Origin of the sequence: Francisella marina (genome assembly GCF_008369785.1) — a bacterium.
GTDB lineage: Bacteria > Pseudomonadota > Gammaproteobacteria > Francisellales > Francisellaceae > Francisella > Francisella salimarina.
Genome location: NZ_CP043552.1, coordinates 1,353,772 through 1,369,893, shown reverse-complemented (window position 1 = coordinate 1,369,893; position 16,122 = coordinate 1,353,772). Strand labels below are relative to the sequence as shown.

The window sequence follows — 16,122 nt, the reverse complement described above, 5'->3', positions numbered from 1 at the left end:
ATATATTTTAAGGTTTTTTTAAAATGAATCAAAAATGTGCAAAAGTTGTGTCTTTGTTGCAACAAAAAGGTGGCTCGGGAAAAACAACAACGGCAATTAATATTGCGTGTGGCCTAAAAGAGCAAGGCTATAAAGTTGCTATAGTTGACATGGATAAAGATAAACCTGATGCATACATGTGGATGACAAAAAACAATGATGCTGGTGATTTTGTTTATAACCTTGACGAGAAGAATGTAAGAGAAAAGGTTATAGAATTAAAACAAAACTTAGACTTTGTTGTTATTGATACTCCACCTAATTTCCAAACTGCAGCCCTAAAGTCAGCTTTGCTCTCTGACTTGGTGGTTATACCATGTTCACCAAGTGGAATGGACTTATCAGGTCTGATAGAGGCTAAGGATTTGGCTTTAACAGCTGAAAAGCCATACAAGTTTTTTGCAAATAGAGTGCAGATGCAATCGAATATGGCAAAGAGTTTACTAGAGTTTTTTGAAGAGGATGGAAATTATTTTGAAGCTTATGTATCTCAAAGTGTTAAGTTTATAGAAGCTGAAGCTGAGGGTGTATATGTGGGTGAGTATGCAAAGCAAAGTAAAGTACATATTCAAGTTAAAAAATTAGCTAGAGAAATAGTTGAGTTTTTTGGGGAAGAAAAATAATGGCCAAGAAAGTTTCTTTAATGAATCGTAAAACTAATTCTAAAGTTCATGATGCAGTAGCTCAAGAAAAAAAAGATATTCTCAGAGCTATGCAACTACAAGAGCTTAGTGATCAAGCAAGTAAAGTGGGCCAGCTTTTTGAATTACCTTTGAATCTTGTTAAACCTGATGCTAATCAGCCAAGAAAGACATTTAAAAATATTGATTCTCTTGCGGAAAGTATCCGAGAAAATGGTGTTATTCAGCCAATTATTGTTACTGCTAAAAAAAATGATGGAGCACATCATATCATTGCTGGAGAGAGAAGATATTTAGCAAGTCAAAAAGCAGGATTGACAACTATACCGTGTATAGTAAGACAAGAAGAGTCTGATGCAAGTATTATCTTATTACAGCTTTTAGAAAATGATCAAAGAGAGAATGTATCACCATTTGAAGAAGCAGATGCATTAAGAGATCTGATCGAAAATAAGAATGTCAAAAAATCTGATATAGCTAAGGTTTTAGGTCGAGATAATAGTTGGATATCGATGCGTCTAAAAATAGCTGATGCAGAAGATAATATCCGTGAATTATCAAATAAAGGTATTATTGAGGATGTAAGGACTCTATATGAGCTTAAAAAGTTCGCGGAAGAAATACCTCAAGGGGCTGAAGAGTTTGTAAAGAAAGCTTTAGAAAATAAAATATCAGGCTCGTATCGTAGTGCTATTACTAGATATAGAGATAACTGGAAGCGTAAAGCTGAGGTCCTAGATAGTGAAAAAATTGATGTGATAAATATCAAAAACATTTCGAAGGATGGTAATCTTTTAACTATAAAAGGTGCTCGTGGTGGTTCTAAGAATCATAGCTATACTTTTGAAATGACAGAAGAGTTTAAAAAAATACTATTTGATGCACTAATAAACTAATGTAAATATAAGATGAAAATAGCAATATTACAAACAGATCACATTCCTGAGCATCGACGTGGAGTTGCAGGTGGTAATTATCCTGATATGTTTGCCAATCTTTTTTTTAAGTTATCAGTAGTTGTTGATTTTGATATTTATGATGTGACTATCCAAGAATATCCCGATAATTATGATGAATATGATGGCTTTATTATTACAGGCAGTAAAGCTACAGCTTTTGATAATCTTTCATGGATAGTTAAGCTAAAAACAGAGATAAAGAATCTCTATCAGCAAAACAAAAAAATTATAGGTATATGTTTTGGACATCAAATTTTGGCTCAAGCCTTAGGCGGTAGAGTCGAGAGAGGGCCTATGGGGTTTGCTGTAGGGGTACGTAATGTTGAAGTTCTTACAAAAAAACCGTGGATGAGTCCATTTCATAATTATTTGAGTCTATTGTTTTATCATCAGGATATGATAGTCGAGTTGCCTGAGGATGCAGAGCTAATAAGCACAAGTGACTACTGCAAGGTACAGATGTTTTGTATTAATAATCATGTTTTGGGGATACAAGCACACCCTGAGATGCTAAAAGTGCATAATCATGCTCTTATAAAAGAATATCAAGATGATATAAAAAATGAGTTTCATCATGCTTTAGAAAGTTTGAGGATTAGGGATAATAGTTTGATAATAGCCCATTGGATGGCTAATTTTTTTGAGTATAAGGATTAGATATGCAACAAATAGGTAGAATTGTAGTCTTCGGGGACAGCCTTTTAGATAATGGTAATATTATGAAGACACTAGATATACCGGGTAAACCATATCATAATGGAAGATTTTCAAATGGTCTTGTTTCGACTGAGGTACTGGCCGAAATATTGGCTAAAGACCAAAAAACGCAGGAAATTAAGCATAAAAATTATGCTATTGGAGGTGCTCTAACTCATGGAGCCAATCCTTCTTCGCTATTAAAATTTCATTCTTTTTCAGTATCTGATCAGGTTGCTAGATTTGAGAATGAAGAAGGTCGTTTTGCTAATGATGATTTGGTTATTGTGAATGGTGGAGCAAATAACTTCATGTTCATGGTATACAATGAAATACCATATATAAATTTGATGCCGAAGTTCAGAGTGGCAAGAGATTTGAGTAAAATCGTCCGTAAAGTTATAAAAATGGGAGCTAAAAATATAATCTTGTGGAATATTCCTGATGTGACTAGAGCTCCGGGGTACAAAGAGTATCTTTCTAACTGGGTTGGTAAGTTCTTTAAATCATATTTGAAGACTAATGTGAATTTGCAAAATGGACTATTAAGAAATCGTGTTGCAGAGTTACAGATGCTTTTTCCCAATGTTAATCTTAAGCTTTTTGATTTCTTTACCTTATTAAACGATTGTATTGATTCTCCAAGAAAATATGGGTTTGAGAATGTTACTGATGCATGTATTGATAGCTATGGCGGTGCAGATTCTTTAGGTAATATCCAGTATGATATAGATATACTTGGTGATCCTGAAAAATACTTGTGTTGGGATTATTGTCATCCAACAGCAAAAGCTAATAAGGTTGTTGCTAATAGGATGCTAGAGTTATGGAAGCATGATATTTAGATTTAATAATAGAATCTCTTAAACCCTTTTGTGAATTCAGTTAAATGCTTATGCAAGATACTTTAACTACTGATTTTGATCCGGAAAACTATCCAAATGCTTTAATTGTAGGAAAATCTCAAGTTAAAGACTGTGATGAGGAGTCTGAATATCATAGTCATTCTAAAGCTCAATTAATATTGCCAACTAAGGGGCTTATTCAGTCAAATGTCGAGGCTAATATTTGGGCAGTACCTTTAGGCAGTGCATTATGGATTCCTAGTTATGTTTATCATAGTAATTTAATCACAAAAGGTGGTGAAGTGTGTATGGCTTTCGTAGATAAGTCAATGTTTGCTAATATGCCGAAGAAAGCTTGTGTGCTATACATATCTCCTCTAATAAAAGAGTTGATTCTATACTTATCACAACAAAGAGTTTTAGACCAATTGAATTATGAAAATCAAAAAATAGCTAGTGTTTTAGTTGACCAATTATCAAAAATGTTACCAACATTTTATAATTTTTCTTTACCTTCAGAAAAGATTTTACAAGAAGTAGCTCTTCAATGGCTCAGTAAACCAACAAAATATAAATATATATCTGATATGGCTTATGAATGTTCTGTTAGTAGTAAGACTTTGGCAAGGAAAATCAAAAAAAATATAGGGATGAATTTTAGTGATTGGAAAAAACAATTGCATATTGTTGTAGCGCTACAAAAATTATATGAAGGTTATTCAGTAAATTGGGTTTCTGAGTACTTAGGGTATGAATCGACGAGTACTTTTGTTACTTTCTTTAAGAGGATTTTTAAATGTTCTCCTAAAAAGTATGTTAAAGACTATTGTCAGAGTAATTTTTAAATATCATCAACGCTTATTTTTTCAGGATTTGCAACAAAAAGTGAAAAAATAACCATAATAACCGTTACACAAAGACAAATAATAAGAGGTAACTTCCAGCTAGAAGTTATTTGATGGAATGTCCCAGTTATAATAGGACCTAAAGCGGCTAATATATAGGCTATTGATTGAGATTTACCAGAAAGGACAGCAGCTAGTTGTGTATTACTAGTTCTGATGCCTATCAATATTAAGCTGACCATAAATGCACCACCAATTCCTACTCCTAGCATTATAATTGCAATAAAAGTAAATACATTAAGTAAAAGCAATAAAGTTCCTAAAAAATTACATAATGCAAATACTAATGTAAGAATATTTTTGTTTTTTAATATTCTCATAAGAGGAGTTATCATCAATACAGGAAGGCTTGATGATATTTGAAATAACCCTGCTAAATAACCAGCATTCTGAATAGAGTATCCTTTGCTTTCTAGAATGGAAGGAATCCATGTGGAAAGAGTGTACATAAGTATACCACTACATGATAGGAATATACTTATTTGCCATGCGATCTTAGATTTCCAGATGTGGCTATGGAGATTTGTGGAGTTATTATTTTTTGGTAATAGGGTTTTATTCTTAAGCTGAGGTAGCCATATAATTAAAGTTATTATACCAAGTATAGCAACACTTGATAGTGCTAGTGTTAAGCTAGAGTTGCTTGAGTAAGAGAGTCTTTGTGCTAGATGCATGATCGGTATCATTAAACTAATAGTTAGCCAAGATCCTAGACCCATCATTAATCCATACACGGATATCATAATGGGTATATTGTTTGGAAATTTTTTCTTTATAAAAGCTGGGATAAGAACATTAGATATGGTGATACCAATACCGATAATGATGGTACCTAAAAATATTGAATATATATTAATATGAGAGCGTATTAATATACCAAGAGTTATGAATGTTATAGATACTATTAAACTTGTTTCCAGCGAGAGTTTTTTTGTAAAAAAAAAAATAAATACAGATAATGTTGCAAAAATTAGTAATGGTAGGCTAACTAATAGTCCGGCGGTTACTGGAGAAATATTAATTGTATTTACAATATTTGTAAGTAGTGGTGATACTGATGTAATAGGGGCTCTTAAAATAGAGGCTATTAGAACAATTCCAATAAAGCAAATAAATAACTGTTTAGTATTTTTCATTTAATTATATTGATATGTTTTGGTACTTATATCTTATGATATTTATTTTTTTAGGAGGGACTATTTATTTGGTTTAGAGGACATTTCAGCTGTGAAGAACCATCTTAATAAAATATCTACCCTTTAAATCCGTCAGCCACTATATAGAATTCTCTAGATTTGGGTCTTGATGATTTAGGTTTGAACTGTACAACTTTGTTAAAAGATTCTCTCACTAGTTTAATATACTCATCACTACCTTGACCTTGAAATACTTTTGCAACAAATGAGCCGTTTTTGTTGAGATTAGTATTGGCAAAGTCTAAGGCCAGCTCAAGGAGGTGGATAGATCTAGCTTGATCAGAAGTTTTGTTACCACTAAGATTAGGAGACATATCAGATATTACACAGTCAATTTTTCTATTATTGATGAGTTGAATTAGTTTATCGTAAGTTTCATCACTTGAAAAATCACCTTGAATAAATTCTACTCCAGCAATTGGAGTCATATCAAGCAAATCTAAAGCAATAAGTTTACCTTTATTCCCTATGAATTTTATTACTTGCTCTGACCAGCCTCCTGGAGCAGCTCCAAGATCAACTATAAACATATTCTGTTTAAATAAATTGTATTTATCTTGTATTTCAAGGATTTTAAAACTTGCTCGACTACGATAGCCAAGTTTATTAGCTTGAGCTACATAGTAGTCAGAAGTATGCTCTTGAATCCATTTTTTAGTAGTAGAACCTTTAGACATGGTTATCTTAGAATTTTTTCTTTATATTGTATGGATATTTTGTACATAAATAAAGCATGCTGATGATATTGTTTTTGTGTATATCAAAAGCTTATAAAATAGGTGTTTTAGAGTTATAATTAATCTATTGGGATTCTCGTATTTTGAGTTTGAAATGTATAAAAGAATATTTGTGCTGAGTTTAGTGGGTTTGTCTATGGCTTCTTGTACTATAAAAGAAGATATTCAGGACAATATTGATCACTATGATAAGTTAACAAGGTATAGTAAAGCTAGAGAAGTTAGTTATAGTAAGCATACAAATGATATCGATGGAGCTAGATTTTTAGTGGCGAACTATCCAGATCAAGTTATTCGTCTGGATGGAAAGGATTTTAATGATAGGTATAAGAAGTTGATTGAGTATCTTAAAGATAACGGTTATACAATCATGATTAATGAGAAGTTACCTCAAACGGCTACTATTATCGCGGAACTTAATAAGCCTCTTCCTGATATGAAGTATATGGGAGTTATTATGGAACAGGATTCAAAAATGGGCCAAACTGTATATAGTATTTCTTACGGAGGGAATGAGTTTAAAGCTAGGCAGTTCTATACTGACTATAAGAAAACACTATGATTTTTTGGTAAATAACGAAGCAAGTATCAGAAGTATTACGCCACAGGTTATTGCTGAATCAGCTATATTAAAAGATGGCCAGTGATAATTACCAATATGAAAATCTAAGAAGTCGATGACATAACCTTGAAAAGCCCTATCATAGAAGTTACCTAGAGCTCCTCCTAATATAAGTGAGAATGAGATTAGGTTAAGTCTTGCACTAGTTGGTTGTTTGATTATCAAATATATAAGCACAATTGCAGCGATTAATGAAATAGTGGCAAACATAATCATTTGCCATGATGTTTGATCATTGCTTAGTAAACTGAATGCAGCTCCATGGTTGTATAATAAAGTAAAATTAAAGAAGCTAGTCACTTTTACAGGTTGTGCAAATTCTAATTGTGTATTAGCCAAATATTTTGTGTATAAATCAGCAATTATAATAGCAATTGCTATTATAAAATATTTAAGCTTATATTTAAGCGAACTCACGTGATTCTCCGTCTTCGGTAGTAATATTTTCAATACAGCGACTACAGATATCTTGATATTCTTGATTTTGACCTACAGTGGCACTACGGTGCCAACATCTTTCACACTTCGGTTCTTCGATTTTATTAACTTCAACATTTAGGCCTGTGATATTTGATTCAATAGAGTTATTTGTTCTTTCCTCAATAGCTCTCAGACTCGCTTTTGATGATATCAGTAAAAATCTAAGCTCATTACCAAGCTTCTCTAAAAGTTTATAATTATCATTATCTGCATAGATGATAATTTCTGCTTCTAATGATGCTTTAATTACATCTTCATTTCTTTTAATCTCAAGTATTCTATTGACTTCTGAGCGTATTTCTTGAATTTTTGCCCAGAATTCTAGATTTAATTCATCTTGATCATTAAATGATTTTAGATCAGTATACCACTCACAAAGTTGAATAGGTAGGTCAGTAGTCTTTGGTGTAGCCTCCCAAATTTCATCAGCTGTATATGAAAGTATAGGAGACATCCATCTTACTAGAGCATGTACTATATGATATATGGCAGTTTGAGCTGATTTACGTGGATGGCCATCTGCTTTTGCAGTGTATTGTCTATCTTTGATGATATCTAGATAGAAGCTACCCATTTCAATAGAGCAGAAGTGATGAATCAACTGGGCTACAGTATGAGTTTGATATTTATCATAAGCTTCAATTATTTTGTCCTGGAATTCTTTTGTTTTGGCTATTGCCCATTGATCTAACTTGACTAGTTTGTCAAACTCAATAATATCTGTTTCTGGATTAAAGCCTTCTAAGTTTGATAATAAGAATCTAGCAGTATTGCGTAATCTACGATAAGTGTCAGCAGTTCTTTTTAGAATCTGATCGGAAACAGCCATTTCGCTCTTGTAATCAGTAGATGCTGTCCATAGACGAAGTATATCTGCACCTAGAGTGTTGTAAATATCTTGAGGTGAAGTTACATTGCCTAGAGACTTGGACATTTTGCGTCCATGTTCATCAACTACAAAACCATGAGTGAAAACTTCTTTATATGGTTGGCTACCTTTAGCAGACATAGCAACTAATAGAGATGTTTGGAACCAGCCACGATGTTGATCAGAACCTTCTAAATATAAATCGGCCGGGTAGCTTAAACTTTTGTCTATATCTAAAATGCACATACTTGATGAGCCAGAGTCAAACCATACATCCAAAGTATCTTTTACGCGTTTGTATGTATCTGTTTCAGATATGAATTCACTATCGTCTGCATTAAACCAAGCTTCAATACCACCTGCTTCTATCTTTTGAGCTACTTTGTCAAGTATTTCGATAGTGTTAGGGTGTAATTCTTCAGTATCTTTGTGAATAAATAGAGGCAATGGTACCCCCCAAGTTCTTTGACGAGATATACACCAATCTGGTCTATCTTTAATCATACCCTCTATACGGGCTTGTCCCCAGCTAGGAGCCCAACTAGTTTCTTTGATTGCCTCAATAGCCTTTTCACGCAAACCTTCTTTTTCCATACTAACGAACCATTGAGGTGTGGCTCTAAATATCAAAGGAGTCTTATGACGCCAGCAATGAGGATAGCTATGTTTAATTTTGTCAAAATTCATTAAGCGCTTCTTTTCACCTAAGAGTTCAATGATTCTGTCGTTGGCCTTAAAGACAAACTCTCCGGCAAAGAGCTTAGTATTCTCACTATAACAACCGTTGCCTTTTACAAAAATTTCCATAGATAAACCATGTTGTACGCCTAATGCAAAATCCTCGACACCGTGAGTTGGAGCTGTGTGAACCATACCCGTACCAGAATCATCTGTTACATGGTCTCCGTGTAAAATTGGTACATGACGACTATAGAAAGGATGTTCTGCTATGATTCCTGTTAGCTTGTTGCCGCTTGTATTAGCTATAATCTGAGCATTTTCGATTGCATATCTCTTGATAGTCTGCTCAACAAGGTTCTCAGCTAGTATGATGTATGAGTCTTCAACTTTGATTAGACTATAGTTAAGTTCGTTGTGAACAGCTATGGCCTGGTTCGCTGGTAACGTCCATGGAGTAGTTGTCCAAATAACTGCAAAAGCATCATGATTCAGTGACTCAAGACCAAAGGCTTTAGCAAGCTTCGCTTTGTCTTTAATTTTGAACTTTACATCAATGGCTGGAGAAACTTTGTCCATGTATTCTACTTCGGCCTCTGCAAGTGCTGATCCACAGTCAGTGCACCAATGTACAGGCTTAAAACCTTTACTTAAATGACCATTTTCAATAATCTTTGCTAATGTTCTAATCATGTTAGCTTCATAATTAAAGTCCATAGTCAGGTAGGGGTTATCCCACTCACCTAATACACCTAATCTCTTGAAATCTTTCTTTTGTATTTCTACTTGTTTTTTTGCATATTTACGACATTCTTTTCTAAATGCATTTTCAGATATTTTTTGTCCAGCTTTACCGTGCTTTTTCTCTACTTGTAGCTCTATAGGCAGGCCGTGACAATCCCATGTTGGGATATAAGGGGCATCATACCCACTTAGTGTTTTTGATTTGACAATTATATCTTTCAGAATCTTATTAACAGCATGTCCAACGTGTATACTTCCATTAGCGTATGGAGGACCATCATGTAATACAAACTTATCTCGACCAGCAAAATGTTCTCTGATTTTTCTGTAAATACCTTGTTTTTCCCACTTGTTAAGAATCATAGGCTCTTTATTTGCCGGGTTGCCTTTCATTGAGAAAGAGGTTTTTGGAAGGTTTAAGGTGTCTTTGTAGTCACTCATGAGGGTTCCTTAGATATTTATAAATAGTTTATATTCTGAAATTAAAATTACTTAAGCTGAGATTATAAAGTACAAAGGTTATTATGTTAATACTCTTTATAATGTAGTTATTAATTTTTTTGCAGTTTCTGTATCTTTAGAAATCTGAGCTTTAAGTTCATCAAACGAGTTAAATTTTTTTTCTGGTCTAATAAAGTCAATAATTTCAGTAGTTATGTGTTTGCCGTAAATATATTCATTAAAGTTGAATATGTGTGTTTCTAGAAGATTGTTTTTACCATCAATAGTAGGTCGAGTGCCAGCATTTGTAACTCCATAGAATATTTCGTTACCAATATGAACCTTTGATAAATATACTCCTTTTAAGGCTGAATTCTTGAGTAGCTTCTGATTTACAGTGTGAAACCCGATTTTTCTACCGTTTTTTTGTCCATGTAAAACTCTCGAATTAATCTTTAGTGAGTTTCCAAGTAGTTTGTTTGCTTGTTTGATATTGTGCTCGGCAATAGACTGTCGAATTTGGCTACTGCTTATACGGTGATTATCAAGATTAAGTGTAGAAATTCTATCAACTGTAAATTTGTGAGTCAGGGAGTATTGTTTTAATAGTTCATAGTTGCCAGTTCGGTTTTTGCCAAATTTGAAATCATCGCCAACTATTATATGTTTTGTATTTAGCTTTTTAACAAGAAATTCCTCAATAAATTCTCTTGCTTCTATATTTGCAAATTTTTCATTGAATTTTTGACAGATTATATATTCAACTCCTAACTTACTGAGATTGATAATCTTATTTCTAAAGTCATATATTCTCGAAGGCGCAATTTCTTTGAGAAAGAACTCTTTAGGTAAAGGTTCAAAAAACATAATACAAGGTACTAGATTGTTCTCCTTAGCTATATTGATAAGCTTTTTTATGATTGCTTGGTGTCCTAGATGAACACCGTCAAATGAGCCTATAGCTACAGCTTTGGCTGAAGAATTATTAGTTTTGGTTAAGTTTGTAATAATTTTCATTATAAAAAAGAAGGTTTAAAGCTATTTTATTTAGGAGTATAATAGCCTATAGTATTCATTTTTTGTTGAAAAAAAGCAACTACTGATAGATACTTATCTGTTAGATGTTTAGGTTATCGTATAACACAAATTATTATTGAGTGGTTTAAATCATGGCACGTGAGAAAAGAATTAGAAAATTAAGGAATAAGATTGGTAAGGTTTTTGCGATTGAGACAAATCTTACTGGTAGGCAATTATTAAATAATCGTGTTTTAAATAAAGATGTTGCTTTTAGCCAAGAGGAAAGAATTGCATTTGATTTAATCGGTTATCTTCCTGAGAAAGTTGAAAGTTTGGACGAGCAAGCTGCTAGAGTTAAAAGGCAGCTTGATCAAAAGCCAAATGCTCTTGAGAAATATGTATTTTTGAATAGGTTGCATGATTTAAATACAACTCTTTTTTATCATTTTGTCCGCGAAAATATTGAAGATATAATGCCAGTTATATATACACCTACAGTTGGTGAAGCAGTACAAAAGTATAGTAGCTCATTTAGAAAACAGAGCGGACTTTTCTTATCTATAAGCCACAAAAAACATATTGCTAAGATCTTAGAAAGATACGAGTATAACAGTATTGACTTAGTTCTTGTAACAGATGGTGAAGCTGTTCTTGGTATTGGCGATCAAGGTATTGGTGGTATGAATATTAGTATCGGTAAGATCATGGTTTATGTTGCCGCTAGCGGTATAGATCCAGCGAGAGTTTTACCAGTTCAGTTGGATATGGGTACTAATAACGATCAGTTGCTAAGTGCACCTGGCTATCTTGGTATACGCCTGCCAAGGGTTTCAGGTGAGACTTATGATGAATTTATTGAAGAATTTGTGAGTCAGGTTAAGACAAGGTTTCCTAATGTGTTTTTGCACTGGGAAGATCTGGGTCGTGATAATGCTACACGTATCCTTGAGAAATATAAGGATAAGCTATGTACATTTAATGATGACATAGAAGGTACCGGTATTGTGGCAGCAGCTAACTGTATAGCCGCTGTCAAGACTGCTAGTGCAAAAAGGATAGAGGTGGGAGAGTTGACTCCCGAAGAAGCTATAAGTGGTATATGTGATATTAGAATAGTTATCTATGGTGCTGGAAGCGCAGGATGTGGTATTGCAAGACAGCTTGCAGATGTAATATCAGATAGAGCGGGTGTATCTATCGAAGAAGCTATGAAGAGTATCTATTTAGTTGATAGGTATGGTTTGGTATGCGATAAGTTAAGAGCGAAAAGAATTACACCTGAACAGAAGCCTTTTGTTAAATTTAGTGATGAGATTGATACCTGGAAAGTCGAAGATCCAAGTTATATAACATTAGAAGAAGCTGTCAAAAATACAAAATGTGATATTTTAATTGGAACCTCAGGTCAGCCAGGATCATTTAATGAGGAAATCATTAAAACAATGGCTAAAAATAATAATTATCCTATCATTATGCCTTTATCTAATCCAACTTCGCTATGTGAAGCATTACCTGAAGATATTATTAAGTGGACAGAAGGTAGGGCACTGATAGCCGCAGGTAGTCCATTCCCAGATGTAACATATAATGGGTGTAAATATAGAATTTCTCAAGGTAATAATGCCTTTATATTTCCTGGTTTGGGCCTCGGTTCAGTTGCAGTGCATGCAAAAATTCTTACAAAAGGTATGATTCGAGCTGCTTGTTACAGGTTGAGTGAATTATCTCCAATGGTAATCAATGAAGATATAACACAACCATTGCTTGCTAAAATATCTGACTTAGTTGAAGTAACGAAAGAGATAACTAAAGCAGTAGCTAAGCAAGCTATTTTGGAAAATGTTCATGGTGTAGACGTTGATTTGGAAGATCTTACAGAGGAAGAGTTTGATAGTGAGGTAGAAAGATTAATTAATTTATCGTCTTGGACACCAACTTACGCCCCTTATATGCCTATCTAAAATTAATAAATCTTATCTTATATTGATGCATAAAATTTGTTGAAACCAACCATAAAATTATGCTAGACTCAAAAAGATTTTTCTATGTCACTAGTTAAATATTTTTTGAGGAAGAGTTGTGGTAGGTAGATTGAAAAGAACTTGTATGTTGGTTGGCAGCTTACTAGCTTGCTATGGTTATGCTTATTCAGAAGACTCCCCACAAGTGGTTTCTCAGGGAGGGCCTCTGGGAGCTACAAGTATTGGAGATCAGAGTCTTGGTCAATCATCACAAAATAGTACAAGCTCAGCTTCGACTTCAGCAAATGCTTCTCAGCAGTCAAGTGGTAGCGTGAATGAGAGAGAGTTATTGCTTAGTTTACAGAAGCAGGTTCAGCAGCTTCAAGGTCAGTTACAGCAGTTAAAATCACAAAATGGTAATGGTGGTTTAAAAAATACATCTAATGGTAGCTCATCGTTTACTACATATAGTTCAAAAGTAGATGGCAATAAAAACCACGGATCTCTTGGTGGTAATGGTGAAGGTAGAGATTTAAGTCGAGCTCTAGTGTCAGATAGTGATCCTTCTGATATTATGCAAAATGTTAGTGCTAGCGACTCAATTGTAAGTTTAGGAGATCAGCCAGCTGGAGGTATTTTCAGCTCAAATGGTGGTATTGACGTAGGTGGGGCTCCAGCAATTACTACACAAGGTCAGGTAACTTACTTAGGTTCATACTCTGGTAACAACAGTATTCCTATTGGACAGATTTCTTCAAACCTTTTTGCATCTACACTATTAGGTCAAAGAGAGAAATTTGATGATTATTCGGTATTCTTTGGTGGCTTTATCGAGGCAGATGCACAAGCATGGTGGGGTAGTGGAATTACTAAGAATAATCCTAACAATCAAAGATTATCTGCTAATGGACAAAACATATATCTAACGAATGCAAAACTGTATTTCCTATCAAATCTAGGGCATTATGTAACAGCGCAGTTTGACTTTGATACAGATGAGTCAGGAAGCTTTGGTTTAGGTAACGCTTTTGTTATATTTGGTAACCTTGATACATCGCCATTCTTTGTAACAGCAGGTAGAAACAAACCAACTGTTGGATCTTATGGTGGTGGTGGTTCATGGACAGGTGGTATTACCGGTTTCTTAGCTCCTGATAATGTCACTAACGTTTCATTAAACTATAAAGACGCGGTATGGAACGCATCTGTGGCTGTATTTGGTTCAGATGACAAGCATGCAAACTTCTCTACAGGTCTATTCTATGCAGATAGTTGGACTCCTAATCTAGGTGCAGGTTTTAACGTTGGTTATGTATATAATATTGCAGGTGCTGGAAATAGCTCTATTCCATTAGCTCTGGATAATTTGAATAGAAAAGGAGATACAGTTGGTGCTATTAACGTTGATGGAAACTTGGCTTATAGTATGTGGGGAGGAATATTCCAGATAGGTGCCGGATGGGCAAGTACCACAAATGCCGAAGAGTTTAACGGTGTTGGTAATGGTAATGTGTTAGCAGGTGCATGGTACGGAGCACTCAACTACGCAGCTATGCTAGGAGGTAGAAATACTAACTTTAACGTTACTTATGGTCAATCATACAATTCTCAAGCAATACCAATGGGTACAGCAAATGCATCACCAAACTTTGGTAATACTGCAACAGGTATTAAAGAGCAGCTTATTTTCTCTGCTCAGAGAGCATACTTTGATGATAACGTTCTATTTGGTCCAGAGTATGCATATCAAAGACTATATAGTGGTGAACATATGAATACAATTACTCTCGATATGTCAGTATACGTATAGAAATATATTATGAATGCTTAAAAAAAAGATATATGCTTCAGCATTAATTTTTTCAATTTTTGACATCTCTTATGCAGATGATCAGCAACAGTTGAGTCAACAGGAAGTTGCTCAATTAGCAAGTCAAATTAAATTGCTACAAGCAGAGATTAATAATTTAGATCAGCAAGAAAATACAGAAGTCAAGGTTGGCTTAGGCTCGCAACAAAAAGCTAATATTGAATTTAGTGATTTTGATAAAAATGTAAGAGTTAGAGAGCAGTATTTGCAAGAGCAAATGGTTATAGGTGCCCCTGCTAATAGCGATAGCGACCAGGTCGATGTTGGTGATCAAGTTAAGATTACTACGCAGGGTGAAGTTACTTATGTGGGCTCATTCTCAAGTAATAACACCGTACCGATTGGTCAGTTACCAAGTAACCTTTTTGCATCAAGTATTCTTAGACAGAGAGCATTCTTTGATGATTATGCAATCTTTTTTGGTGGATTTATTCAGGCAGATGCTCAGACATGGAATGGTAGCAATATTACAACAAGGTCAGGTGGAACTTTTGAGGGTAATGGCGAAAATATATACCTAACAAGTGCAACACTATATTTTTTGGCAAATCTTGGGCATTATGTAACTGCTAATATGGATTTTGTCGCTGATCAAAATAATAACTATGATCTTCAGGATGGTTTTGTTATTTTTGGTAATCTTGACACAACACCAGTATTTGTATCTGTTGGTAAGTATAGACCTTCTGTTGGATCTTATGGCGGTGGTGGTCCATGGACAAATAGTATTACCGCAAACATGTTTAGACCAAATAGAATTACCAATGCAGCTATAAACTATAGAGGTGACACCTCAAATGCCAACTTTACACTTTTTGATGCGGAGAATCATGCAACTTTTTCATTAGCATACTTCGATGCTGTAAAAATTGATAATCTAGGACAAATTGGTTTTAACCTAGGGTATATGCATGATATTAGAGGAGCTAATAGTAGATTTAGTTTTATAAATAATCGTGTTGGTGAGTTTAATGTCGATACAGCAATTAGTATCCAGAGTATACCTTTTTTACCTGGTAATCTAAATCTTGGGGCAGGTTGGGCAACGACTACTACGCAAAGTACACAGTTTAACGGTTATGGTAATGCTTATGCAGGAGCTTTTACAGTGCAGGCTGCGTATACATTAACATTGTTTGGTAAGGGGCAAAACATTAACGCCAGTTATGGACACTCTTATAATGCTGATAATATTCCTATGCCACTATCTGCAGGGGTTGGGACTTTCAAAACAGCTTCAGGGATTAAAGATCAGATTTTGATATCTACCCAAAGGTCTTTATTTGATGATAATGTACTGGTTGGCCCAGAGTACTCTTGGCAAAGCTTGTATAATGGTCAGAAAATGAATACGTTCACTATAGATTTATCTGTGTATGTTTAATATGAGCTTTAGCTTTATAAAAATCGATAAATAGAG

At 34.3% G+C, this 16,122-nt stretch carries 14 protein-coding genes; 9 read left to right on the top strand and 5 right to left on the bottom strand.

Annotated elements, in window-relative coordinates; genetic code table 11:
• Positions 1–23 precede the first annotated feature (23 nt).
• From F0R75_RS06675 to F0R75_RS06655, 5 genes are read left to right on the top strand one after another with little or no spacing between them, the layout of a single operon-like run.
• The gene (locus F0R75_RS06675) at positions 24–662 is read left to right on the top strand and encodes a ParA family protein (RefSeq protein WP_146421859.1); all 639 of its coding nucleotides are present in this window, start codon (positions 24–26) and stop codon (positions 660–662) included.
• Complete coding sequence (locus F0R75_RS06670; RefSeq protein WP_149367885.1) at positions 662–1,576, top strand: ParB/RepB/Spo0J family partition protein; 915 nt, start codon at positions 662–664, stop codon at positions 1,574–1,576. Before F0R75_RS06675 ends, F0R75_RS06670 begins: the two co-directional genes overlap by 1 nt.
• 12 nt (positions 1,577–1,588) lie before the next feature.
• On the top strand, positions 1,589–2,296 hold the full coding sequence (locus F0R75_RS06665; protein WP_146421861.1) for a glutamine amidotransferase-related protein: 708 nt from the start codon (positions 1,589–1,591) through the stop codon (positions 2,294–2,296).
• A gap of 2 nt (positions 2,297–2,298) precedes the next feature.
• Positions 2,299–3,180, top strand: coding sequence for an SGNH/GDSL hydrolase family protein (locus F0R75_RS06660; RefSeq protein ID WP_013922226.1), 882 nt, complete (start codon positions 2,299–2,301; stop codon positions 3,178–3,180).
• Positions 3,181–3,230: 50 nt separating this feature from the next.
• Positions 3,231–4,025 (top strand): AraC family transcriptional regulator, encoded by a 795-nt coding sequence (locus tag F0R75_RS06655; RefSeq protein WP_149367886.1) that lies wholly within the window; start codon positions 3,231–3,233, stop codon positions 4,023–4,025.
• Here F0R75_RS06655 and F0R75_RS06650 read toward each other — a convergent pair.
• The gene (locus F0R75_RS06650) at positions 4,022–5,221 is read right to left on the bottom strand and encodes an MFS transporter (protein ID WP_149377246.1); all 1,200 of its coding nucleotides are present in this window, start codon (positions 5,219–5,221) and stop codon (positions 4,022–4,024) included. The genes F0R75_RS06655 and F0R75_RS06650 overlap by 4 nt on opposite strands.
• A gap of 116 nt (positions 5,222–5,337) precedes the next feature.
• The gene (locus F0R75_RS06645; protein WP_146421864.1) at positions 5,338–5,958 is read right to left on the bottom strand and encodes an RlmE family RNA methyltransferase; all 621 of its coding nucleotides are present in this window, start codon (positions 5,956–5,958) and stop codon (positions 5,338–5,340) included.
• 154 nt (positions 5,959–6,112) lie between these two features.
• Between F0R75_RS06645 and F0R75_RS06640 the strand changes: the two genes are divergently transcribed.
• Positions 6,113–6,580, top strand: a complete 468-nt coding sequence (locus F0R75_RS06640; RefSeq protein WP_041263596.1) for a hypothetical protein — start codon at positions 6,113–6,115, stop codon at positions 6,578–6,580.
• On the opposite strand, the gene lspA is transcribed toward F0R75_RS06640, so the two are convergent.
• The 3 genes from lspA to ribF form a co-directional block, all read right to left on the bottom strand.
• Entirely contained in the window at positions 6,575–7,057 is a 483-nt protein-coding gene (gene lspA, locus F0R75_RS06635; protein ID WP_149367888.1) for a signal peptidase II, read from the bottom strand. The genes F0R75_RS06640 and lspA overlap by 6 nt on opposite strands.
• The gene (gene ileS, locus F0R75_RS06630; RefSeq protein ID WP_149367889.1) at positions 7,044–9,851 is read right to left on the bottom strand and encodes an isoleucine--tRNA ligase; all 2,808 of its coding nucleotides are present in this window, start codon (positions 9,849–9,851) and stop codon (positions 7,044–7,046) included. Before ileS ends, lspA begins: the two co-directional genes overlap by 14 nt.
• A gap of 96 nt (positions 9,852–9,947) precedes the next feature.
• On the bottom strand, positions 9,948–10,868 hold the full coding sequence (ribF, locus tag F0R75_RS06625) for a bifunctional riboflavin kinase/FAD synthetase (protein ID WP_146421868.1): 921 nt from the start codon (positions 10,866–10,868) through the stop codon (positions 9,948–9,950).
• Between the two features lie 149 nt (positions 10,869–11,017).
• On the opposite strand from ribF, the gene F0R75_RS06620 reads away from it, so the two are divergent.
• From F0R75_RS06620 to F0R75_RS06610, 3 genes are all read left to right on the top strand, one after another.
• The gene (locus F0R75_RS06620) at positions 11,018–12,832 is read left to right on the top strand and encodes an NAD-dependent malic enzyme (RefSeq protein ID WP_146421869.1); all 1,815 of its coding nucleotides are present in this window, start codon (positions 11,018–11,020) and stop codon (positions 12,830–12,832) included.
• A gap of 145 nt (positions 12,833–12,977) precedes the next feature.
• Positions 12,978–14,642 carry a DUF3573 domain-containing protein gene (locus tag F0R75_RS06615; protein ID WP_425460469.1) on the top strand — a complete coding sequence of 555 codons (1,665 nt, stop codon included), beginning with the start codon at positions 12,978–12,980 and terminating at the stop codon, positions 14,640–14,642.
• Between the two features lie 13 nt (positions 14,643–14,655).
• Positions 14,656–16,086, top strand: a complete 1,431-nt coding sequence (locus F0R75_RS06610) for a DUF3573 domain-containing protein (RefSeq protein ID WP_149367891.1) — start codon at positions 14,656–14,658, stop codon at positions 16,084–16,086.
• Positions 16,087–16,122: the final 36 nt, after the last annotated feature.